Raw genomic sequence first — 21,697 nt, 5'->3', positions numbered from 1 at the left:
TTCAGCCCTTTACTCTAGAATCCGAAGCATGGGTAGGGTCTCCGCTCAAGGAGGAACCCTCATGTTAACGATAAATTGCCAGAACGTTAAAAAATACAACGCCGCCCAGCTCGTGCTGGAGAACGTGACCTTCGAGCTGCATCACGGCGAGAAGGCGGGGCTCGTCGGGCGCAACGGGTGCGGCAAGACGACCCTGCTGCGCATGATCGCCAAGCGGGACGGCCCGGACGAAGGACTGCTGGCCGTCCGCAAGGACGCCCGCATCGGCTATCTCGAGCAGATGCCGGCCATGGAGGCGGGCCAGACCGTCCGCGACGTGCTGGCCTGGGGCTTCCGGGAGCTGCTCGACTGCCGGAAGCGGATGGAGGAGCTCGAAGCGGCGATGGCGTCGCCGGACCTGAGCCCGGAACGGCTGGAGGCGCTGCTCGCGGAGTACGCCAAGCTGCAGGAACGCTTCGAGCGGGACGGGGGCTACGAGCTCGACGCCCGGATCGACCAGGTTGCCGAAGGCTTGCGCATCCCCCGGGAATGGGATTCCCGGGAATACGCTTCGTTGTCCGGAGGGGAGAAGACGAAGGTCGGTCTCGCCTCGCAGCTTCTGCGGGAGCCCGAGCTTCTGCTGCTCGACGAGCCGACGAATCATCTGGACATGGGCGCCGTGGAATGGCTGGAGGACTATCTGCTCAAGTACCCCGGAGCTTGCCTGATCGTCTCCCACGACCGCTACTTCCTCGACCGTGTCGTCTCGAAGATCGTCGAGCTCGAAGACGGGGAGTCGACCGTGTTCCACGGCAACTATAGCCGCTACGCGAAGGAGAAGGAAGAGCTGCTGCTCCGGCAGTTCGCCGAATACCAGGAGCAGCAGAAGAAGATCAAGAAGATGCGCGAGACGATCAAGCAGCTGATGGAATGGGGAAGAATCGGCGATAACGGGAAGTTCTTCCGGAGAGCGGCTTCCATGCAGCGGGCGCTGGACCGGATGGAGAAGCTGAAGCGTCCCGCGATCGACCGGAAGGAGGCGGAGTTCGACCTCCGGCCTTCCGAACGGTCCGGGAACCGGGTCGTCGTCTTCGAGAACGTGAAGAAGCGATTCGGGTCGGCGACGGTGCTGGACGGAGTCTCGGGAGAGCTTCTTTACGGCGAGAGGGCGATGCTGATCGGGGAGAACGGCTCCGGCAAGTCGACCCTTCTGAAGCTTCTGCTTGGGGAGACCTCCGCGGACGGCGGGGAAGCGCGGCTCGGCTCCCGGGTCGACGTCGGGTATCTCTCCCAGCAGCAGCTGCCGGACCGTCCGAAGCAGTCCGTGCTGGACTACTTCCGGGAGCAGGCCGGAATGGAAGAAGGGGAGGCCCGCGGCCGGCTGGCGGCCTATCTGTTCTACGGCGCGGACGTGTTCAAGCCGGTCGGCCTGCTCTCCGGCGGCGAATGGACTCGCCTTCGGCTGGCGCTCCTCGTGATCCGGAAGCCGAACCTGCTCGTTCTGGACGAACCGACGAATCATATGGACATCGCCTCGAGGGAGGCGCTCGAGGAGGCGCTGGACGATTACCCGGGGACGATTCTGATCGTCACCCACGACCGCTACCTCATTAACCGGTTGGCGCAGAAAATATGGGAGCTGGACCGGGGGCGCCTCTCGGTCTACCTGGGCGGCTTCGACGATTACAAGGCCGAGAGCGCGCGGAGGAAGGCCGCGGCCATCGCCGGCGAGACGGATGAGCGGTCCCGGCCCCGGCGGCCCGAGCCGAATCGGACCCCGCGAGCCGAGGTGCGAGGCGAGCGAGACGACCGCGCCGGCGAGAAGCTCGAAGCGGAGATCGCGGAGGCGGAGCGGAGGCTGGCGGAGCTCGATGCCAGGATGGAAGAGTGGGAGCCGAGGGCGGAAGCGGCCTCCGAATTGGAGAGAACCTGGGCGGAGCGGGAGGCTCTCCGGGAACGGCTGGAGCGGCTGATCGAGCGATGGGTCGAAGTACAGGGATGACCGACGGATGGACGGATCCCCCATAATCGAGGAAGAGGAGGCGAGGCGCGGCGATGATACGGCGATGGATGTACCGGGCGGAGTGGAAGGACGGGCAAGAGGAGGAAGGCGTGCAAGCGCTCCGGAGGAGCGGGGAAGCGCAGGCGCTGAATCAAGTCAAGCGGGGCCGATTGATGACGGTTGCCGCCTTCAGCTGGAAGAACAACGTGTTCCTGTACTACGAGTCCATAGACGGCCATGCGGAGCCCGACGAGATCGCGGGGGAAGCGGAGCCGTACTTGAAGGATTGGCCGGGGCGAAGCGAGCCGCGGAAGTGGATCGAGATGATCGACGTGTTCCACTTCAACGAGCCGGCCGATGCCGAGCATTGGCTGCGCAAGCACCCGGTCGAGAGAAGGGCGGGGAGAGTCGCGCATCTGAAGCCGGAGAAGGTCGCGAGCTACGTTTACTACCACTATCAGCTTCAGGAAGAGAGGGCCTTCCCCGGACCGAAGTACGAGATCATCGGCATTCACGAGAACCTGCTCTTCGGCTATCAAGAGTTCCCGAGCGTGACGGAGGAGCCCGTAGTGCCGGGACGCCTGAGCACCAAGGGGACGCCCGACAATTGGAGCGACTCGCGGATGGACTTGCACTTTCAGCCGTGGGAAGACGGGCATCTGTATTTCAAGCCGATCGACACCGTCTTTGCCTACTACATCGGCGAAGCGGCAGGAGACGCGCATCAAGCGAATGAAGGATGGAATAAATAAATGAGGTGATCCGATGGGGAACCATCAGCCGGAACAATCGTGGATCGAACATATAGCGGAGCGGCTCGCGGCCGTTCCCGGAGTCCGGGCGGTGATGCTCGGAGGGTCCCGGGCGACGGGCGAGCACCGTCCCGACAGCGACTTCGACTTCGCCGTCTATTATCGCGGGCGCTTCGAGCCCCAGGACATTCGGCGATTGGGATGGGAAGGGACCATCTCCGAGATCGGAGGATGGGGCGGCGGCCTTATGAACGGAGGGGCTTGGCTGAAGGTCGAGGACCGTCCGATCGACGTTCATTACCGAGATCTGGACGAAGCGGAGAGGTATGTGGAGGAGGCCGAGCGGGGGATCTTCCACGTCGAGCGTCTTCCGTTCTACCTAGCCGGCATTCCCTCCTACGCGATCGTCGGGGAGCTGGCGTTGGGACGGACCTTGGCCGGCTCTCTTCCCAAGCCCGAGTATCCGGCCTTGCTTCGCGAGAAGGCGCATCACTTCTGGCACGAGTCCGCGCTGCTCAATCTCTCCTATGCGGAGGGGGCGTACGCGGCCCGAGGCGATGCCATCGGCACGGCGGGAGCCTTGGCCCGAGCGGTCGTCGAGGAATCCCACGCGCGATTGGCGGCTCGGGGAGAGTGGGTTCTGAACGAGAAAAGAATCGTGCAACGGGCGGGACTCGCCCATCTGGGTTCTTCATTCGCGAGCCTGTCCGAGGAGCCTGCCCGTCTCCAATCCGTCATTCGGGAGATTCGGGACGAGATCGCGAAGGCCCCGAACGGATAAGCTGCGGGGCGGCATGCCGCCTCCGCAGCCATCCTGTGTTCCGCGTCGACGACCTCGGCTTCCGTCAGGAGAGGTCCGGCGCGAGCGATCTTGTAAACGCGACACGATACGCGGTTCACGCCGGCGGAGCGCTTATCCGGCAAGCGCTTCGCTTTTTCTTTTGGACAAGGACAGGGAAGCCAGCGCGGATTTATCGAACCCTCTCGCGAGGAGCCATACGGCCAGCGTCATCTCGTTGGCGAATACCGGAAGCGACAGGATCGCTCCCCACGCCGACACTTGGGGGAAGACGCCGAACATCTCGAGCATCGCCGCGACAAATACAAGGGCGGCCCCCGTCATCCCCAGGATAGGGATAAACCTCGGCAGCAGCCTGGACCGATAGAATACATAACTGTACATCATCGTATTGATCCCGAGCATGAAGTTGGGGCCGAGCAGGAAGGTCCAGTCGTGCACGCCATGCATCAAGGTGCCCGCGGCCCGGTAAGAGGCCGCGTCGAGCGCCCCGCCCGCCGCGAACTCGCGGCCCAAGGTGAGCAGCGACAGAACCCCGACGATGCCGATCGTGATGACGACGGCCTCGAGGAAGCGGAAGCAGACATGCCAGAGAGCGATCGTCTCGTTATATTTTCTCAGCAGCGGGAACATCGTCGTCGCGGTGCCGACCGCCGACACGACCAGAATCAACTCCATGACGGCTCCCAGCACGATCTGATTCCCGTGTTCGGACCCCTGCTTCAGATAGTCGTCTCCGTTCAGGATCGGGCCGTACAGCAGAAGACCGACAATCGACGATACGGCGGCCAGAATGAACAGGACTCCCGTTATTCTCGCGGCTTGGTTCGTACTCATGGGGCGTTGCCTCCCTCGTTATCCTCGTAATAGAATACCTCTTCCAGCGGCAACCCGAAGGCGCGGGCGATCCGGAAGGCCAGCTCCAGAGACGGGGAGTAGTTCCCCTTCTCGAGGGACACGATCGTCTGTCTCGTGACTCCTGCCTTGTCAGCCAATTGCTGCTGCGTCATCTCGTTCTGATTGAACCGCAATCTTCGGATATGATTGCCGACAAGATTTTTGCCCATCTTAGACCCCTCTCCGATAGTGATAAAGCCGGGATAGCGAGCCCGTCACGTCGGACAGGAATCCGGAAGCGACCAGAATCATGAACATGAGCGGCGAAGGCTCGCTTGCGACCAGCGAGGCCATGGCCAGAAGGAAGCCGAGCACGAACACGGCGAACGAGTTCCGGATCGACTTCAAGCGGATGAGCTTATCGAGCTCGTCCTCGAACGTCGGCTCCTTCTCCCCGGTCGTCATCCGGAAGACGATGTTGAAGACGATGCTGATGAGAATGTGCGCGACGAGGGTCACCGCCGTCAGTACGAGGACGAAGGAGCCCCAATAGCGGAAGGTGTCGGCCGACTCCAGCCCTCCTTCGGGATGCTGAGGGTACCTGTACAAGCAGTAGACGGTGAAAATAAGGATTGCACTGATCAAATTTAGAATGCTTTTCTTCTCCTGGTAAGTCATGATCGATTCCTCCCGTGCGTTCTCGTCCGCATCGAAGTAAAGTGTCCTGCACATAATGTAATACAAAGTATCCACGATGTAAAGTACATTTTACATTGATGGCCGACGAAGGACGAGAAACGCGGGGAGAACGGGGATGAGGATTTAACGGCTTGTTATGAAAGTTTTAGGGGGACGCATATCTCGCACCATTCATTGAGAATCATCTCCCCGGAATACCGCTCGAGAATCGGCCTGCCTTCGTTGATGCGATATCCGCCGCTTCGGATCGCCGGAATAAGCTCGGCCCATGCCCTTCGAACCTCTTCGGCCGTATGCCGGATCAGGCAGATCATGTATTCTCCGCCGGGCAGCTCGGCGACGGCGACGGTCTCGTCGGCCGGATCGTCTTCCGCGAGGACGATGCAGGCGTCGAATCGGCAGGCGTCGGGCGGGGTGGAGGCGGGGTCGTCCTGCGGGACTCCGAGGAGGATGGCCGATTCGGTGAGCAGATTTCGGCGTGCGGCCCATCCCTTTAGCTTCTCCATGGCTTGAACGTTGGCGGGTCCGTAAGGACCGGTCTGCCGCACGTAGGCGACGCGGTAATTCGGCAGGGTCTCGACTCTCGTTTGCATCGTGAACACCATTCCTTTGACGGGTAGTTTGGGTACAATTCGTAGGCTAACATGATATAAAAGGAAATTCATCCCTTTTTTTGAATCAAGAAGAAGAGCCTCCGGCATCCGCCGGGGGCTCTGCTCGGTTAGCGCAAGATACTCTCGATTAGAGGGCATGGGCGAAATAAACGTTCTCATAGGCGAACGCCTCGTCTTCGACGGTCCGCGTCGGCGTGTTCCGGAGGTTCCTCTTGAGCGAATTCAGAAGGGCGGGAGCCTTGAGGAGCCGTTCGATCCGCCGGGCCAGATCCCGCGCGCTTCCTGCTTGGAACGTCAGTCCGTTGATGCCGTCTCGAACGGCTTCCGCCATCCCGCCGATATTGGAGACGAGGGCGGGAACGCGGGACGCCAACGCTTCGTTCAGCGCGAACGGATAGTTCTCATACCAGATCGACGGGACGACGGCGACGTCGCTCTCCCGATAGATTCGCGGAATGTCCGCCTCCGAATACGGTCCGTAGAACGCGATTCGCGGGTCCGCGGACGCCATCTCCCGCACGGCGTTCGTGTACTCGGGATCTCCGGAACCGTATATCCGCAGCCTTAGCCTGGAGGACGGGACCCACGACATGGCCTGGACCAGCACATGAACGCCTTTGTGCCGGGTAATCGAGCCTCCGTACACGAGCGTCAGGGGCGAACGTTTATCGTAAACCTTCGTATTGGGGACTAACGATTCCGGGCGCAAGCCGTGGTTCAACACGTCGACGCGAAGCGAAGGATAAACGTTCCTTACCATCGAGGCCAGGAACGCGGACGGAGACAGCAGCCGGCTGGCCGATTCCAGAATAGGCAGGTAATTCGCGAGTCGTTCCGAGACGTTCGCCAACCCGCAATGGGCCAGGCAGGCGGCCCCGCCCTCGGGACCGGAGCACAGCTCAAGATTATCCCGAAGCAGGAGGGATTTGGGGCAGACCATCCAGAAGTCCGTCAACGTGATCACGTAGGGGATGCCTCTCCGCTTCGCCGCTTGCGCGAAGTCGAGAGCCCTCGAGGGATGGCCGATGTGAACGATCGACGGCTGCTCGCGTTCCAGGATATGCTCGGCAAAAGCGGGAAGGCTGGCGTCCGCGATCTGGAAGCTCGCTGCCGGATCGAGCCGTCGATGGCGGTACGCCAGCACGGGAACGCCTTCATACTCGCTCCAGACGACGTCCCCGATCGCGTTCAGGCTGTCTTCCGCGACCGTCTGGCCGCAGGTGACGACCTTGACGCGATGTCCTTTGCCCTGCATCGAGCGGGCCATGTTCAGCACGAACTTCTCCGTTCCCGTGAAGGACTCCGGATAGAAGACATGCACCAGATACAGAATGCTCAGCCGTTCCCCGGAAGCTTGGCGGCTATTCGGCTGGGGAACGTAAACATGGGGATCCGGCGCCGGGGTGAAGCGTTCGGCGCGGTTTGCGACCTTTTGTCCCGCCCTTCGCTTGCTGTCCGGCCGTCTCGGCTGTCCCCGGGAAGATCGTCGTCCTCCCGGCTTGATGCCGCTCCTCCGGGGTCTCTTGGCGCGGGAGCGGCGGATGGCCGTTCGCGTCGCGCGGCGTCTCCTGATCCGGACCACGAGGCAGCCTCCCTCCTGATGAATCGCCTATTCGAGCTTAGATCATCCTATGTTTGCGGCGCGGCCATGCTTGGGTAGACGTCCAATCCGTTCGGGTACCGCTTTCCGGATTCCGAGGATTATCGGTTCACGTTCTCCTCTCCAAGCGGATCGATTTCGAAGCCGCCTTAACCTACGCGCCCGGGCGAGGGGCTTCCGCCGGAATTCCGGACCGATCGTTCGACTTCCCGCGGCTCCTCCGAAGTTGTCGTCAAAGCGCAAGAGAGTAGTCGGGTTACGCATAGACCATCCTGACGGCGTCCTGTATCCTATTAAGGAACGGCCGGCCTCGGAGAGCGCCGGCCGATTCGCCCGAACAGGGATTGCATCCCCGCGAATCCGGGATATGATGATAAGATCATCTCTTCGATCGGGGGTACCCGAATGCTCAAGCGCCTGACGTCCATTCCGTGGAATTCGATTCCGGTCAAGCTCGTGCTTGGCCTATTAGGCATTACTCTTCCGCTGATCGGGCTGCTGCTCTACAACAATTCCTATAGCGTGAACGTGATTCATAGCCAGGTCGCCGCTTCGAACAAGAATCTCATCTCCATCTACATGAAGCAGATCGACGACCAACTAACGGAAGCGGAGCGCCACCTCGCCGGGCTGACGGCGACCGACCTGAACGTTCAGGCCATGGCCGAGCCGGTGGCCGAGGACGACTATGTTCTCGCGAGAAGCGCCGTTTACCGCCGGCTGACATCCGATCTATCGGTCTACCCTTACCTCGACGGGTTCTACGTCTATTCGTTGGCAAGGCGCGACGGCGTGGAGGCTTATAAAGGCCGGCTAACCTACGAAGAGCTGGAGGGGATCCGCCGAACGATGAACGACGAAGTCTCCGAATTGGCCAAGCGGCCGCGATACGAGAACGTCGCATGGAAGGTGAGGCGAGTGGGCGGAGAGTACGTCCTGATTCGGCTCATTCGCGACGGGGGTCTGTATGCCGGAGCCTGGGTAAGGGCCTCCACGCTGCTGGAGCCGCTCAAGGGAATGCGCACCGGCGAGACGGGCGCCGTCCTGCTCGTGGACGATCGGGGACGCGCGCTGCATGCGACGAGGAGCCTCGAGGCCGAGGATCTGGATCTGACGCGGGGATTCCGGAATTATTACCTCTCCGGCCGGAAGGACGATTATCTGATCGTCGGGGAATCTTCGGCCAAGGGCGGGTTCAGCCTGGCCGCCGCGATACCCGACCGTTCCATTCTCGAGAATTTGCCCTACCTGACCAGGGCTGCCGGCATCGTCATTCTGCTGGCGCTGCTCATGCTGCCGCTCGGCTTCTTCGCTCTGCGCCAGGCGATTCTGCTGCCGCTGCGGAGAATGGTGGCCGCAATGCGGCTGATGGGCGAGGGCAACCTCCATATCCGGATCGATTCCTCGCGCGCGCCGGACGAGATTCGGCTCGCGAACCGAACCTTCAACACGATGATCTCGAAGATCCAGGAACTCAAGATTCACGTCTACGAGGAGCAATTGCGCAAGCAGCGGGCGGAGCTCAGGCAGCTCCAACTGCGGGTCAACCCGCATTTTTTCATGAATTCGCTCAACATCCTGTACAACTTGGCGCAAGTCAGGCAGTTCGAGCCGATCCAGGAGATGACGATGAACCTGGTGCGCTATTTCCGCTACATGTTCCAGAGCCATCCGTCGCTGGTGCCGCTAAGGGACGAGCTCCGGCATATTCGTCATTATCTGCGCATCCAACAGATGAGGTTCCCGAATACGTTCCGAAGCGAGATCCGGATCCCCGAGTATCTGGAGACGTTCGCTCTCCCCCCGCTCTTGCTGCAGACCGTCGTCGAGAATTCGATCAAGCACGCCGTCAAGCCGGACGAGCCGATTCTGCTCGCGATCGAAGCCGAGTTGGATGATCTGGCCGAGGAACCGTTGGTGCGCATCGCGATCCGGGATACCGGCGAAGGCTATTCCGAGCGGGCCCTCGCGGATATCCGCGAAGGCCGCGTTCCGGTCGACGAGCGGGGAGAACACATCGGTCTCTGGAGCATAAAGGAACGATTGAAGCTGCAATACGGGGACAAGGCCTGGATGGAGTGCTACAACGACGATCCCCACGGAGCGGTGACGGAGTTGGCCATTCCGCTGAACGCCGACCCGGAGCCGAAGGAGGGAACCGACCATGCGGAGCATTCTGATCGTGGACGATGAACCGATCGCCGTGGAGGGCCTAAGGTCGGGGGTCGACTGGCCGTCCGTCGGAATCGGCCGGGTGATGGCCGCCTACGGCGTCGATCAAGCGAAGGAGCTGTTCGGCCGGGAACGGGTCGATATTCTGCTGTGCGACATCGAGATGCCCAGGGGGACGGGACTCGAGCTGCTCGAATGGGTGCGTCGGCATCATCCCCGGACCGAGACGATCTTCCTGACCTGTCATGCCGACTTCCATTACGCGAGACAGGCGATTCAGCTGGGCTGTCTGGATTATCTGCTGAAGCCCATACCATACGAGGAGCTCAAGGTCGTCCTCGCCAAGGCGATCCGCAAGCTGGACGAGGATGAGCACCGAAGCGAATTCAGCCAGTTCGGCAAGTTCTGGCTCCAGTATCAGCCGATGCTGATCGAGCGGTTCTGGCTCGACATTCTGAGCCAGGCCATCCCTGCGCGGGCGGAAGCCGTCCGGCAGGCGGCCCGGGAGCGCAACATTCCGTATTCCGAGGAGCTCGTGTTCCTTCCGATCCTTCTGCGCATGCGCCGCTGGTACAAGGAGTACACTCTCCGGGACAAGAAGACGATGGAATACGCGCTGCGCAAGGCGGCCGAGGAGACGCTTATGCAGCGGCCGGATCTCGGCCTCTTGATCCCCGCCGGGGACGACGCGATGCTGTTCATCCTGAACGGCGGGAAGGAAGCCCCCGATCCGGTCGAGCTTCGGCGGCGGTGCGAATCGTACATCGCCTCCTGCCGGGAGTACTTCCAATGCGACGTGTCCTGCTACATCGGCGAGCGGGTCCGGGGACACGAGATGGCCGCCATGCTTCAGCGCCTGCTGCGGCTCGATGCCGACAACGTCGCGAGCGACGATCGCGTCGCCTTCCTCGGCGAGCTTCCCGTCCCCGCCTGCTCCTATACGCTTCCGGATATGGGACTCTGGGGCATCATGCTGAAGGAAGGGGCCCGGGACAAGGTGATCGGGGAAGCCGAGAGCTTCATCCTGCGGCAAGTGAAGGAAGGCCGACTGACGCCGGAGCTTCTGACGCTGTTCATTCAGGACTTCCAGCAGATGGTTCATTACGTGCTGCAGGTGCAAGGGATTCAAGCCCATCGGTTGCTCGGCGATCGCCAGTCGGCGGACCTGTACGCGCGGGCCGGACGCTCGGCCAAGGACGCGTTGAACTGGATCCGCCATGTCGTCGGGAAGTCGCTGGACTTCGCCGCTTCGCTCGAACAGGCGCCGAGCGTCGTAGAGCGGGCGAAGGCCTACATCCGGGAGCGCTTGGCCGAGGTCATCTCCAGGGAGGATATCGCCGGGCACGTGTATCTCAACCCGGATTATCTGACGCGAGTCTTCAAGAAGGAGACCGGTCTGTCCATCTCGGATTATCTGCTGCAGCAGCGCCTTGGCATCGCCGCCGAGCTGCTGGCGAACACGGACCTCTCCGTAGGCGCGATCGCCGCCCGGATCGGGTATGCGAACTTCTCGCACTTCTCCCGTATCTTCAAGAAGTATATGGGCGTCAACCCGCTCGATTACCGGCAATCCCGGATACAGCCGGGTGCATCGGGCGAAAGTCGGGAAAGTGACAAAGGGAAGTCGTGAGAACGGCGGAGGGGGGCGTCCCGCCTGCCTACAATGGAGTTAGCTTCGCAGAATATAAGCAAAGGCGGGGAACACAACCATGAAGAGATCGGCAGCGGCATCATCGGCGTTGCTGCTCGGCTTGACGCTGGCCTTGTCGGCGTGCAGCGGCAGCAACGGCAGCGATGGCAGCAATGAGGGGAGCGCCGCCGCGAGCGGCGGGGCTTCGGCGTCGGCGGCGCCGGGCGGACCGGTCGAGGAGCTGACGGTAGCCTTCCCGAGCACGAGTACGCCGAAGGACATGCAGATGGTAGAGGACGCGATCAACCGGATCGCGGAACAGAAGATCCAGGCCCGTGTCAAGCTGAATCCGATCAGCGCGGGCGAGTGGGTGCAGCAGACCAACCTGATGTTCACGAGCAACGAGAAGCTGGACCTGATGTTCGTCTCCGGCGCCCTCTATAACAACATGGTAGCCAAGGATCAGCTGGTTCCGCTGGACGAGCTGCTGGACCGGTACGGCGACGGAATCAAGACGGCCATCGGCGAGGATTACCTTCAAGCGGCCAAAGTGAACAACAAGATCTACGCGGTTCCGACCGTCCGGGATATGGCTTCGAGCTACGGCGTGTCGATGCGCAAGGATCTGGTCGACAAGTACGGCATCGACATCGGGGCGATCAAGTCGCTGGACGATCTGGGCAACGTCCTGAAGACCGTCAAGGACGGGGAAGGCTTCGCGCCGCTGATTCCGTCCTCGCCGGGCCAGACGTATCTGGAAAATTACCTGTTCTACGACAAGCTGGGAGACGGCATCGGCGTGCTCCCGAACTACGACAACGGCCTGAAGGTAACCAACCTCTACGAGATGCCGGAATACAAGGAGCTGCTGACGAGGCTGCGCGACTGGTATCAGAAGGGATATATCCTGAAGGACTCCGCTACGAGCAAGTCGACTCCCTGGGAGCTGATCCGCTCGAACAAGGGCTTCGCCTACTTCGCGGGAATGAAGCCCGGCTTCGCCGCGCAGGAATCCCAAGCCGCCGGCACGGCGATGGTTGCCGCGGAGCTGCTCCCGCCCGTCGCCATGACCGGCACCGTCACGGGCGCGATGTGGGGCGTACCGGTCAATACGAAGCTGGAGGACAAAGCCGTCCAGTTCCTGAACCTGATGTATTCGGATAAAGACGTCGTCAACTTGCTCGACTGGGGCATCGAGGGCACGCATTACGTGAAGACGGCCGGTCAAGACAACGTCATCGAATACCCGGCCGGCGTCGATTCTACGACGAGCGGGTACAACATGCCGCTCGGCTGGATGTTCGGGAACCAGTTCCTGTCCTACGTCATGAAGGGGAACGACCCGGACATCTGGAAGACGACGGACGAATTCAACAAGGCCGCGAGCCGCTCCAAGGCGCTCGGCTTCGGATTCGACCCGACGCCGGTCAAGACCGAATACGCCGCCGTCTCGAATGTCATCACGCAATACGAGATGCCGCTCGAGACCGGCAGCGTGGATCCGGAGAAGGTTCTGCCCGAATTCATCTCCAAGCTGAAGGCGGCGGGTATCGACAAGATCATCGCCGAGAAGCAGAAGCAGCTGGACGAGTGGGCCAAGGCCAACTCCGCGTCTTAATCGATTCAACCCGATTCAACCCAATTCAACCCGATCCAAGCCCGATCCACCTAGCGTGGGCCGGGCTTGCTTGGCGTTCGGATTCGGCGTGCGAAGACATCCCCGACGCGAAGGTCGGCAAAGCGCAAGGCGGAAGTCGTTCGGGCGGTAGAGGGCGGACGCGCGAGTCCGCTAACATGGGGAGGTAATCGGCAGACGCCGCACAAGAAAGGGGAGAGACGCGGTGACCACCACCACCCTAGCTCGCCGCAGCAAACGAAGAAGCCTACGCCGGTTCCTGCCGCTGTATCTCATGCTGGTGCCGGGACTCGCCTATCTGGCCGTCAACAACTACCTGCCGCTGTTCGGCCTCGCGATCGCCTTCAAGGACATCAACTACCGGAAGGGGATCTGGAACAGCGACTGGATCGGGTTCCGGAACTTCGAGTACCTGTTCAAGACCAGCGACGCTTGGCTGATCACGCGCAATACGCTGCTGTACAACGCGGCGTTCATCGTGCTCGGGCTCGCTCTCGCCGTCGCCATCGCCATCCTGCTCAGCGAGATCCGCAACCGGTTCGCCTCGAGGCTGTACCAGAGCATCATCCTTCTGCCGTTCCTGATCTCCATCATTCTGGTCAGCTACCTCGTCTACGCGATGCTCAGCATGGATACCGGCTTCCTTAACAAATCGGTGCTTCCGGTGCTGGGTCTCGATCCGATCGACTGGTACTCGGAGCCAAAGTATTGGCCCTTCATTCTGACCGCCGTCCATCTCTGGAAGGGCGCGGGGTATTCCTGCATCGTCTTCCTGGCCGCCATCGTCGGGATCGATCCGGAGTATTACGAAGCGGCCAAGCTGGACGGAGCTTCCAAGTGGATGCAGATCCGCAAGATCACGATGCCGATGATCACGCCGGTCGTCATCATGCTGACGCTGCTGGGCATCGGGCGCATCTTCTACTCGGACTTCGGGCTGTTCTACCAGGTGCCGATGAACTCGGGCGCCCTCTTCGAGACGACGAACGTCATCGATACCTACGTGTTCCGCGGGCTCATGCAGCTGGGCGACATCGGAATGTCCTCGGCGGCCGGCTTCTACCAATCGCTCGTCGGCTTCGTGCTCGTGCTCGTCTCCAATTACGTCGTCCGCACCATCAATAAGGAGAACGCCTTGTTCTAAGGAGCGATCAATCTATGGATCAAGAAAATAAGGCCTGGCAGTGGACGGCGCATCTGGTCATGATCGTCCTCTCGGCCGCGTGCGTCCTTCCGTTCCTGCTTCTGTTCATGGCCTCCGTCACCGACGAGAAGGCGATCGTGAACGACGGCTACACGCTGTTCCCGTCCGCCTTCAGCCTCGGTGCCTACGAGTATTTGTGGAAGCAGTCCGGGCAGATTTTCCACGCTTACGGCATTACCGTTCTGGTCACGGCCGTCGGGACGCTCGCGAGCCTGCTCGTCACGTCCCTGCTGGCGTATCCCTTGTCGCGCCGGGACTTGCCGGGCAGCCAGACGCTGGCCTTCATCGTGTTCTTCACGCTGCTGTTCAACGGGGGCCTCGTGCCGACCTACATGGTTTACACGCAGGTGTTCCATCTCAAGAACACGCTGTTCGCGCTGCTGATCCCCTGGCTGCTCATGAACGGCTTCAACGTGCTGCTGATGCGCACGTTCTTCTCGACGACGATCCCTTCGGCCGTGCTGGAATCGGCGAGTATCGACGGGGCGGGCGAGTTCCGGACGTACTGGCGCATCGTCCTGCCGCTGTCGCTTCCGATTCTGGCGACCATCGGTATGTTCCAGGGGCTCGGCTATTGGAACGATTGGAACAACGGGCTTGTATTCGTCACCAATCCCGATCTGTACAGCCTGCAGAACGTGCTTAACCGGATCATGAGCGACATTCAGTTCCTGACGGCCAACAACCGGATGGGGACAGGCCAGGCTCTGGCTCAGCTTCCGGGAGAGACGTTCCGGATGGCGATCGCCGTCATCGGCGTCGTTCCGATTCTGGTCGCGTACCCGTTCTTCCAGAAGTACTTCGTCAAGGGCATGACCATCGGTGCCGTCAAAGGCTGATGCTGGAATTCAACCGGAGAGAGGGATGGATAGTATGATCGGCATGTGGCACGCGATCGCGGACTTGCCGCGGGCGAAGCTGAAGGTGCAATTCAAAGTATCGAAGAGGGCGGGTTACGCCCTGGATGCCGTCATGGAGCCGTACCCGATTCCGCTGCGGTTCGATTCGGTTACGGCTGAAGGGACCAAGCTTCGGGCAACGGGGAAGTCGTTCCTGAATCCGGCCGAGGAAGTCTTCGCCGAGCTGGAATTCGGAGAGTCGACGTTCGAGGGGCTCCTTCACGCGCCTCCGCTCGGCACGCTGCCGCTTCATGGGGAGAGAGGGCGCGGTCCGTTCATGTCGGAATCGCTGATCGAAGAGGTGAAGCCGTATCGGAAGAGGGAGGCAGCCCCCCGTTCGGACGAAGAGATCCGGGAAGCGACGGAGGCGCTGCTAAGCCGGATGTCGCTCGCCGATAAGGTCGGCCAGATGTGCCAGTGCATGGCCTCGAACTTCTCGTTCGGGGGGGCAGTCGATTCCGATCCGCCGGAGAAGCTGATCGCCGAAGGGCGCGCGGGCTCGGTGCTCGGCGCGTTCGATATCCGCCGCGTATTCGAGCTGCAGAAGATCGCCGTCGAGCAGTCGCCGCACGGCATCCCGCTGCTGTTCAACGCGGACATCATCCACGGTTCGCAGACGATCTTCCCGGTCCCGCTCGCATGGTCCTGCAGCTGGGACATGGACGCGATCCGGGAAGCTTGCGCGATCGCGGCCAAGGAGGCGACCGCTTCGGGCATCGTATACAACCACGGCCCGATGGTCGACGTCTCCCGCGATCCCCGTTGGGGAAGGGTCGTGGAGGGCGCGGGCGAGGACCCGTTCCTGGGAGGCTTGATCGCGAAGGCGCAGGTGGAGGGCTATCAGGGCCCGGGCACAAGCGAGTCCTGGTTCAGCGAGGAGACGATGATCGCCTGCCTGAAGCACTTCATAGGGTACGGAGCCGCCGAGGGAGGCCGGGACTATAACACGGTCGATATCTCGGAAGGGACGCTGCGCAACGTCTACCTTCCGCCGTTCCGGGCGGGGATCGAGGCGGGGGCGGGCTCGGTCATGAATGCGTTCAACCTCTATCAAGGCGTGCCCGCCGCGGCGAACGCCTTCCTGTTGAAGGATCTGCTCCGCGGCGAGCTCGGCTTCGGCGGCATCCTCATCTCGGACTACGGAGCGGTCGACGAGATCGTGAAGCACGGCTGCGCCAAGGACGCCAAGGAAGCGGCCGGACTGGCGGTGAACGCGACGATGGACATTGAGATGGTGACCCGGTCCTTCGACTATATCCCGAAGCTCGTCGAAGAAGGGAAGCTGTCCGAGGCGCAGATCGACGAGGCGGTTCGGCGCCTTCTCTTCTTCAAATACAAGATCGGCCTTATGGACGATCCGTTCCGCTACGTCCGCCCGGAGAAGGAACGAGAATACCACTTCCGCGCGGAGCATCTGGAGGCGAGCCTCGAGCTGGCGCGCAAGTCGGTCGTGCTTCTGAAGAACGACGGCATTCTGCCGATTCGTCCGGAGACCGCCGGCAAGGCGGCGCTGATCGGCCCGTTCGCCGACAGTAAAGACCTGCTCGGGCCGTGGCAGTTCACCCGCTACGGCCATGAGACGGTCACGCTCTACGAAGGCTTGCGGGACCTGGGCTTCGAGGAGGATCGGCTGCTGTACGCGGCGGGAAGCGGAACGGACCGGGCGCTGGAAGGCGGCATCGAGGAGGCGGTCGCGACGGCGGAGCGGGCCGATCTCGTCGTGCTGGCGCTCGGCGAGAGCAGCGACATGTCCGGAGAGGCGGCTTCCCGCCTGAGCCTCGAGCTGCCCGAGGCTCAGCTTAGGCTCGCCGAAGCGGTCGTCGCCGTCGGCAAGCCGACGATTCTCGTGCTGACGAACGGCCGCCCGCTCGTGCTCGATTGGTTCGAGCGGAACGTCGGAGCCATCGTGGAGACCTGGTTCCTCGGTTCGCGGGCGGGACGCGCGATCGCGGACGTGCTGACGGGAGAATACAACCCGTCGGGCAAGTTGACGATGAGCTTCCCCGCGCACGCTGGCCAGGTTCCGGTCTACTACAGCCACTTCCGGACCGGCCGCCCTCTGACGGAAGAGAACGCGTCGGAGAAGTTCGTCAGCAAGTATCTGGACGGTCCGAACGAGCCTCTCTACCCGTTCGGCTACGGTTTAAGCTATACGCGGTTCGAGTACGGCGATGTGTCGCTCGACCGGACGGCGATCCGGGGCGAAGAGAAGCTGCGGGCGAGCGTGACGGTGACCAACGCCGGAGACCGGGCCGGCGAAGAGACGGTGCAGCTATACATCCAAGACGTGTGCGGCAGCGTAGCGCGTCCGGTTCGGGAGCTGAAGGGCTTCGTCAAGACGGCTCTCGCCGCGGGGGAGAGCAGGGAGATCGTCTTCGAGATCGGGAGCTCCGATCTGGCGTTCTGGTCTCCGGGAAGAGGATACGCAGCCGAGCCGGGCGAGTTCCGCGTCATGATCGGCCCCAACAGCCGGGACGCGAAGACGGCCTCGTTCGAATACTTCGAATCCGAATAAAGGGAGGACAACGGGATGAGCGTGAACGAGACGAGAGACATCAAGGCGCTGATCGCGCGGATGACGCTGGAGGAGAAGGCGAGCCTGTGTTCGGGAGCGGATACGTGGCATACCCGAGGCATCGAGCGGCTCGGCATTCCGTCCGTCATGCTGACGGACGGTCCGCACGGCCTGCGCAAGCAGAGGGGATCCGCCGATCATCTCGGCCTCTTCGACAGCGTGCCCGCGACCTGCTTCCCGTCGGCGGCGGGCGTCGCCAGCTCCTGGAACCGGGAGCTGATCCGGCGGATGGGCGAAGCGCTCGGCCGCGAATGCCAGGCGGAGGACGTCGCCGTCCTGCTGGGGCCGGGAGCGAACATCAAGCGCTCCCCTCTGTGCGGCCGCAACTTCGAATACTTCTCCGAAGACCCCTACTTGTCTTCGGAGATGGCGGCCCACCATATTCTCGGCGTGCAGAGCCAGGGCGTGGGGACTTCGCTCAAGCACTTCGCGGCGAACAACCAGGAGCACCGCCGCATGACGTCCGATTCGATCGTGGACGAGAGGACGCTGCGCGAGATTTATCTGGCAAGCTTCGAAGGCGCCGTCAAGAAGGCCCGGCCCTGGACCGTCATGTGCGCCTATAACAAGGTGAACGGCGAGTACGCTTCCGAGAACGGGACGCTGCTGACGGACATCCTCAAGAACGAGTGGGGCCACGACGGCTTCGTCGTGTCCGACTGGGGCGCGGTCGACGACCGGGCGCGCGGCCTCGCGGCCGGTCTCGAACTGGAGATGCCGGCCAGCCACGGAGAAGGCGAACGCCGCATCGTGGAAGCCGTTCGCAGAGGCGAACTGGACGAGGCGAAGCTGGACGAAGCGGTCGAACGGCTGCTGACCGTCGTGTTCCGGGCCGCGGACGGGCGGCGGCCCGGGGGGTCGTTCGATCCCGAGGAGCACCATCGGTTAGCCCGCGAGGTCGCCAGGGAGAGCATGGTTCTGCTCAAGAACGAGGAGGGGCTTCTGCCTCTGCCGAAGGGCGGCAGGATCGCCGTCATCGGCGCGATGGCCCGGGAGCCCCGGTACCAGGGCAGCGGCAGCTCCCAGATTCGGCCGACCCGAATGGACGACATTCTCGAAGAGCTGGCGAGGTCGGCGGGAGCGGAAGCGGAGCTGCGGTATGCGCCAGGGTACGACCTCGACGCGGAGGAGCCGGATGCAGATCTGGCCGCGGAAGCGGCGAGAGTCGCTTCGGAAGCGGAGGTCGCGGTTCTGTTCGCGGGGCTGCCGAAGCGGTACGAGTCGGAAGGCTTCGACCGCAAGCACCTGCGGATGCCGGCGAACCAGGTCGCGCTGATCGACGCGGTGGCGGCCGCGCAGCCGAATCTCGTCGTCGTTCTGTCGAACGGCGCGCCGGTCGAGATGCCGTGGCTCGGCAGCGCCAAGGCCGTGCTGGAAGCTTACCTCGGCGGCCAGGCGCTCGGAGGAGCGGTCGCCGACCTGCTGTTCGGGGACGAGAATCCGTCCGGCCGACTCGCCGAGACGTTCCCGGTTCGGCTGAGCGACAACCCGTCCTACCTGTTTTTCCCCGGAGAGGGGGACCGGGTCGAATACCGGGAAGGGATCTTCGTGGGCTACCGGTACTACGACAAGAAGAATATCGAGCCGCTGTTCCCGTTCGGACACGGTCTCAGCTATACGACCTTCGGCTATTCGGAGTTGACTGTGGACAAGAAGACGCTGTCGGACACGGAGGTCCTGCGCGTGTCCGTGAGGGTCGCCAATACCGGTTCCCGCGCGGGGAAGGAGGTCGTGCAGCTGTACGTGCGCGACCCCGAGAGCTCCGTCATTCGGCCGGACAAGGAACTGAAGGGTTTCGACAAGGTGGCGCTAGCGCCTGGCGAATCCCGGGTCGTGACGTTCGAGTTGGATAAGCGCAGCTTTAGCTATTATGATCCCGAAGCCCGGGAGTGGACGGTCGAGACAGGAGAATTCGAGCTGCTGATCGGACGGTCGTCGCGGGACATCGTCTTGTCCGAGACGGTGACGGTTCGGTCGACGGCGGCGCGCAAGCCAGTCTTCCGCCGCAACTCGACTCTGGCGGAGGTAGCCGCGACGGACGCGGGCGAAGCGTTCGTCCGCCAGCTGACCGAGAGCCTGCCCTTCGCCTCCGGGCTCGCCCCCGAGCACGCTGCCATGCTGCTCGCCTTCATGGAGCAGATGCCGCTCCGCGGGCTGCTCTCGTTCAGCGGAGGCAAGTTCACCGAAGAGGCGCTCTCGGCGCTGCTTCGGCGGTTGAACGGAGAGGAGGAGCCGGCATGAGCGCTCCGGTCTATCTGTACCCTCAGCCGCGAAGCTATCGGCTGACAGGAGGAAGCTCGCCGGCGGCGGCCGGCTTCGACGTGCGGGCGGACGGCGAGGAGGCCGCCCTGCTGGCGGAGGAGGCGGACGTCGCCGGGCGTCTCGAAGCGTCCTTGCGGGCCGCGGAAGCGGCGTCGGGGGAGCCGAGGGGGCGGCGTCCGGCGCGCGCGGCGGCGGTCGTGGAATACCAGGCCGAGCTGCATCCGCAAGGCTATGTTCTGAAGTGGGACGCGGACGGGCTGGGCTTGAAGGCGAGCACCGCCCAAGGGCTCCACTACGCGCTGCTGACGGCTGCCCAGTTCTTCGAAGGATTGAGCGGAAGCGCGGAATGGCCGCACTGCCGCATCGACGACGAGCCGGACTTCGCGGTCCGGGGGGTCATGCTCGATATCGGAAGGAACAAGATTCCGAAGATGGAGACGTTGTATGCGCTCGTCGACCGGCTCTCCGAACTGAAGTTCAACCATCTTCAGCTATACATGGAGGGCTTCTGCTTCGATTACGCGAAGTACGCCGCCCTCTTCCCGGAAGCGACGCCGATCACCGCCGCCGAATACCGGGAGCTCGACGCTTACGCGGCGGCGCGCTACATCGACCTCGTGCCGAACCAGAACTGTCTCGGCCATATGGGCCCCTGGCTCGCGAAGCCCGAGTTCCGCGATCTGGCCGAGCATCCGGACGGCATGCCGACTCCGCTGCCGTTCAAGCTGCCGCCGGCGACCCTGAATCCGGCCGACGAACGCTCCGCCGCGCTGGCGAAGGATCTGTTCGACGAGCTGCTGCCCTGCTTCTCGTCCCGATACGTCAACCTCAACATGGACGAACCGTTCGGTCTCGGCACGGGCGGAAGCAAGGCGCGGGCCGAAGAGATCGGCGTCGCCGGGCTGTATATGGAGTACGCGGAGAGAATGTTCCGCATCGCGCGAAGCCACGGCAAGAAGCCGCTTCTGTGGGGCGACGTGCTCGCCCGTCATCCGGAGCTGATCGAGCGTCTGCCGGACGACGCGACCGTGCTTCACTGGAACTACGACGAGCCCGTTCCGTACGAACCGGCATGCCGAACGCTGAGCGAGAAGGGAGTTCCTTATTATGTCTGCCCGGGAACGAGCTCGTGGTCTTCCCTGTCGGGCCGCACGGACAACATGCTGGGCAACGTCGCCGACGCGGCGAGGAACGGTCTGGCCTACGGCGCCGGCGGATTGATCGTCACCGACTGGGGAGACTCCGGGCATTGGCAGGCGCCGGCCGTCAGCTTCCCGGGCTTCGCTTACGCGGCGGGCGCGAGCTGGCGCGCGGCCGCGAATCTGGACCGGCTTGAGCCCATGGAGCATCACGTCTCGCGGCGGATGCTTCAAGACCGAACGGGCAGGGCCGCCCGGCTTCTGTTGGAGATGGGACGCTATTACCATCTGGAGCGATGCACGATCGAGAACGGAACCTACACGAGCTACCTGCTGAACCGGGGGCTCTCTTCGCGGGAGGATCTGGAGCGGGATACGTCGCGACTGCCCGACATCGCCCGGCTGCTCGGCGGAGCCGGAACGCCGTTCCGGCTGGACTACCGCTACGCGGAGATGGAGGAGTGGCTGCGGGAGCGCCGCGAAGAGCTGGACGGCCTCGCGTTGACCGGTCCGGATGCCGCCATCGTCAAGGACGAGCTCGCGAACACGCTGCTCTTGATCGAGGCGGGGGCGGGACTTCATCGCTATATCTACCGTCAGGACCTGCCGGACGAAGAGGCCGAGGCCGAATGGCTCGGGCGGCTTCGGACCCGGCTTGAGACGGCAGTCCGGGAGTTCAGGCGGCTGTGGCTGGCCCGCAACCGGGAGGGCGGGCTGGACGCCAGCGCGGCGGCGTTCGACAGGCTGCTCGGGCAGTACGGGGGACGGCTGCGAGAGTTAAAGCGGGGATAGAGAACGGACAGGCGATCGGGAGATGCCGGCGGCTGTTGTCCTTCTATCCGGGCGACAATAGCCGGCCGGCCGTCTTCCAGAGGCGGTCGGCCGGCTGTTTTATCCG

The 21,697-nt window shown here is 62.8% G+C and carries 16 protein-coding genes; 11 read left to right on the top strand and 5 right to left on the bottom strand.

The features are described from left to right. Window positions 1-61 precede the first annotated feature (61 nt). The 3 genes from abc-f to H7B90_RS21925 are packed head-to-tail and all read left to right on the top strand — an operon-like array spanning window position 62 to window position 3,514. A complete protein-coding gene (gene abc-f, locus H7B90_RS21935) occupies window positions 62-1,981 on the top strand; it encodes a ribosomal protection-like ABC-F family protein (protein ID WP_185138038.1) in 1,920 nt (639 codons plus the stop codon). Window positions 1,982-2,034: 53 nt separating this feature from the next. Beyond that, entirely contained in the window at window positions 2,035-2,733 is a 699-nt protein-coding gene (locus H7B90_RS21930; RefSeq protein ID WP_185138037.1) for a hypothetical protein, read from the top strand. Between the two features lie 13 nt (window positions 2,734-2,746). Beyond that, complete coding sequence (locus H7B90_RS21925; protein WP_185138036.1) at window positions 2,747-3,514, top strand: nucleotidyltransferase domain-containing protein; 768 nt, start codon at window positions 2,747-2,749, stop codon at window positions 3,512-3,514. 132 nt (window positions 3,515-3,646) lie between these two features. Here the strand turns inward: H7B90_RS21925 and H7B90_RS21920 are convergent, their stop codons facing one another. The 5 genes from H7B90_RS21920 to H7B90_RS21900 form a co-directional block, all read right to left on the bottom strand. After that, window positions 3,647-4,369: a DUF4386 domain-containing protein gene (locus H7B90_RS21920; RefSeq protein ID WP_185138035.1), complete on the bottom strand. Its 723-nt coding sequence runs from the start codon at window positions 4,367-4,369 to the stop codon at window positions 3,647-3,649. Beyond that, the gene (locus H7B90_RS21915; protein ID WP_185138034.1) at window positions 4,366-4,599 is read right to left on the bottom strand and encodes a helix-turn-helix transcriptional regulator; all 234 of its coding nucleotides are present in this window, start codon (window positions 4,597-4,599) and stop codon (window positions 4,366-4,368) included. The genes H7B90_RS21920 and H7B90_RS21915 overlap by 4 nt, the downstream gene beginning before the upstream one ends. A gap of 1 nt (window position 4,600) precedes the next feature. Beyond that, complete coding sequence (locus tag H7B90_RS21910; protein WP_185138033.1) at window positions 4,601-5,047, bottom strand: hypothetical protein; 447 nt, start codon at window positions 5,045-5,047, stop codon at window positions 4,601-4,603. A 155-nt stretch (window positions 5,048-5,202) separates the two neighbouring features. After that, window positions 5,203-5,661, bottom strand: coding sequence for an AraC family transcriptional regulator (locus H7B90_RS21905; RefSeq protein WP_185138032.1), 459 nt, complete (start codon window positions 5,659-5,661; stop codon window positions 5,203-5,205). A 148-nt stretch (window positions 5,662-5,809) separates the two neighbouring features. Continuing rightward, the gene (locus H7B90_RS21900) at window positions 5,810-7,264 is read right to left on the bottom strand and encodes a glycosyltransferase family 4 protein (protein WP_185138031.1); all 1,455 of its coding nucleotides are present in this window, start codon (window positions 7,262-7,264) and stop codon (window positions 5,810-5,812) included. Window positions 7,265-7,687: 423 nt separating this feature from the next. Here H7B90_RS21900 and H7B90_RS21895 point away from each other — a divergent pair, with 423 nt between their 5' ends. The 8 genes from H7B90_RS21895 (at window position 7,688) to H7B90_RS21860 (ending at window position 21,591) form a co-directional block, all read left to right on the top strand. After that, a complete protein-coding gene (locus tag H7B90_RS21895) occupies window positions 7,688-9,475 on the top strand; it encodes a cache domain-containing sensor histidine kinase (protein WP_185138030.1) in 1,788 nt (595 codons plus the stop codon). Further along, window positions 9,447-11,084: a response regulator gene (locus tag H7B90_RS21890; protein ID WP_185138029.1), complete on the top strand. Its 1,638-nt coding sequence runs from the start codon at window positions 9,447-9,449 to the stop codon at window positions 11,082-11,084. The genes H7B90_RS21895 and H7B90_RS21890 overlap by 29 nt, the downstream gene beginning before the upstream one ends. A 79-nt stretch (window positions 11,085-11,163) precedes the next feature. Next, window positions 11,164-12,702, top strand: a complete 1,539-nt coding sequence (locus tag H7B90_RS21885; RefSeq protein ID WP_185138028.1) for an ABC transporter substrate-binding protein — start codon at window positions 11,164-11,166, stop codon at window positions 12,700-12,702. 292 nt (window positions 12,703-12,994) lie between these two features. Continuing rightward, window positions 12,995-13,864 carry an ABC transporter permease gene (locus H7B90_RS21880; RefSeq protein WP_185138042.1) on the top strand — a complete coding sequence of 290 codons (870 nt, stop codon included), beginning with the start codon at window positions 12,995-12,997 and terminating at the stop codon, window positions 13,862-13,864. A 14-nt stretch (window positions 13,865-13,878) separates the two neighbouring features. Then, complete coding sequence (locus tag H7B90_RS21875; RefSeq protein ID WP_185138027.1) at window positions 13,879-14,763, top strand: carbohydrate ABC transporter permease; 885 nt, start codon at window positions 13,879-13,881, stop codon at window positions 14,761-14,763. Window positions 14,764-14,788: 25 nt separating this feature from the next. Continuing rightward, complete coding sequence (gene bglX, locus H7B90_RS21870) at window positions 14,789-17,338, top strand: beta-glucosidase BglX (protein WP_260411152.1); 2,550 nt, start codon at window positions 14,789-14,791, stop codon at window positions 17,336-17,338. A 15-nt stretch (window positions 17,339-17,353) separates the two neighbouring features. Next, a complete protein-coding gene (locus H7B90_RS21865) occupies window positions 17,354-19,639 on the top strand; it encodes a glycoside hydrolase family 3 C-terminal domain-containing protein (RefSeq protein WP_185138026.1) in 2,286 nt (761 codons plus the stop codon). After that, a complete protein-coding gene (locus tag H7B90_RS21860) occupies window positions 19,636-21,591 on the top strand; it encodes a beta-N-acetylhexosaminidase (RefSeq protein WP_185138025.1) in 1,956 nt (651 codons plus the stop codon). The genes H7B90_RS21865 and H7B90_RS21860 overlap by 4 nt, the downstream gene beginning before the upstream one ends. Window positions 21,592-21,697 lie beyond the last annotated feature (106 nt).

The organism is Cohnella xylanilytica, from assembly GCF_014212175.1.
GTDB lineage: Bacteria > Bacillota > Bacilli > Paenibacillales > Paenibacillaceae > Cohnella > Cohnella xylanilytica.
Note: the sequence above shows the minus strand (reverse complement) of the source record. Positions and strands in the feature narration are given on the sequence as shown.

Excerpts from the sequence above, each read along its gene's own strand:
- abc-f (WP_185138038.1), top strand. The coding sequence starts at position 62 with ATGTTAACGATAAATTGCCAGAACGTTAAAAAATACAACGCCGCCCAG.
- H7B90_RS21930 (WP_185138037.1), top strand. The coding sequence starts at position 2,035 with ATGATACGGCGATGGATGTACCGGGCGGAGTGGAAGGACGGGCAAGAG.
- H7B90_RS21925 (WP_185138036.1), top strand. The coding sequence starts at position 2,747 with ATGGGGAACCATCAGCCGGAACAATCGTGGATCGAACATATAGCGGAG.
- H7B90_RS21920 (WP_185138035.1), bottom strand. The coding sequence starts at position 4,369 with ATGAGTACGAACCAAGCCGCGAGAATAACGGGAGTCCTGTTCATTCTG.
- H7B90_RS21915 (WP_185138034.1), bottom strand. The coding sequence starts at position 4,599 with ATGGGCAAAAATCTTGTCGGCAATCATATCCGAAGATTGCGGTTCAAT.
- H7B90_RS21910 (WP_185138033.1), bottom strand. The coding sequence starts at position 5,047 with ATGACTTACCAGGAGAAGAAAAGCATTCTAAATTTGATCAGTGCAATC.
- H7B90_RS21905 (WP_185138032.1), bottom strand. The coding sequence starts at position 5,661 with ATGCAAACGAGAGTCGAGACCCTGCCGAATTACCGCGTCGCCTACGTG.
- H7B90_RS21895 (WP_185138030.1), top strand. The coding sequence starts at position 7,688 with ATGCTCAAGCGCCTGACGTCCATTCCGTGGAATTCGATTCCGGTCAAG.
- H7B90_RS21890 (WP_185138029.1), top strand. The coding sequence starts at position 9,447 with ATGCGGAGCATTCTGATCGTGGACGATGAACCGATCGCCGTGGAGGGC.
- H7B90_RS21885 (WP_185138028.1), top strand. The coding sequence starts at position 11,164 with ATGAAGAGATCGGCAGCGGCATCATCGGCGTTGCTGCTCGGCTTGACG.
- H7B90_RS21880 (WP_185138042.1), top strand. The coding sequence starts at position 12,995 with ATGCTGGTGCCGGGACTCGCCTATCTGGCCGTCAACAACTACCTGCCG.
- H7B90_RS21875 (WP_185138027.1), top strand. The coding sequence starts at position 13,879 with ATGGATCAAGAAAATAAGGCCTGGCAGTGGACGGCGCATCTGGTCATG.
- bglX (WP_260411152.1), top strand. The coding sequence starts at position 14,789 with ATGGATAGTATGATCGGCATGTGGCACGCGATCGCGGACTTGCCGCGG.
- H7B90_RS21865 (WP_185138026.1), top strand. The coding sequence starts at position 17,354 with ATGAGCGTGAACGAGACGAGAGACATCAAGGCGCTGATCGCGCGGATG.
- H7B90_RS21860 (WP_185138025.1), top strand. The coding sequence starts at position 19,636 with ATGAGCGCTCCGGTCTATCTGTACCCTCAGCCGCGAAGCTATCGGCTG.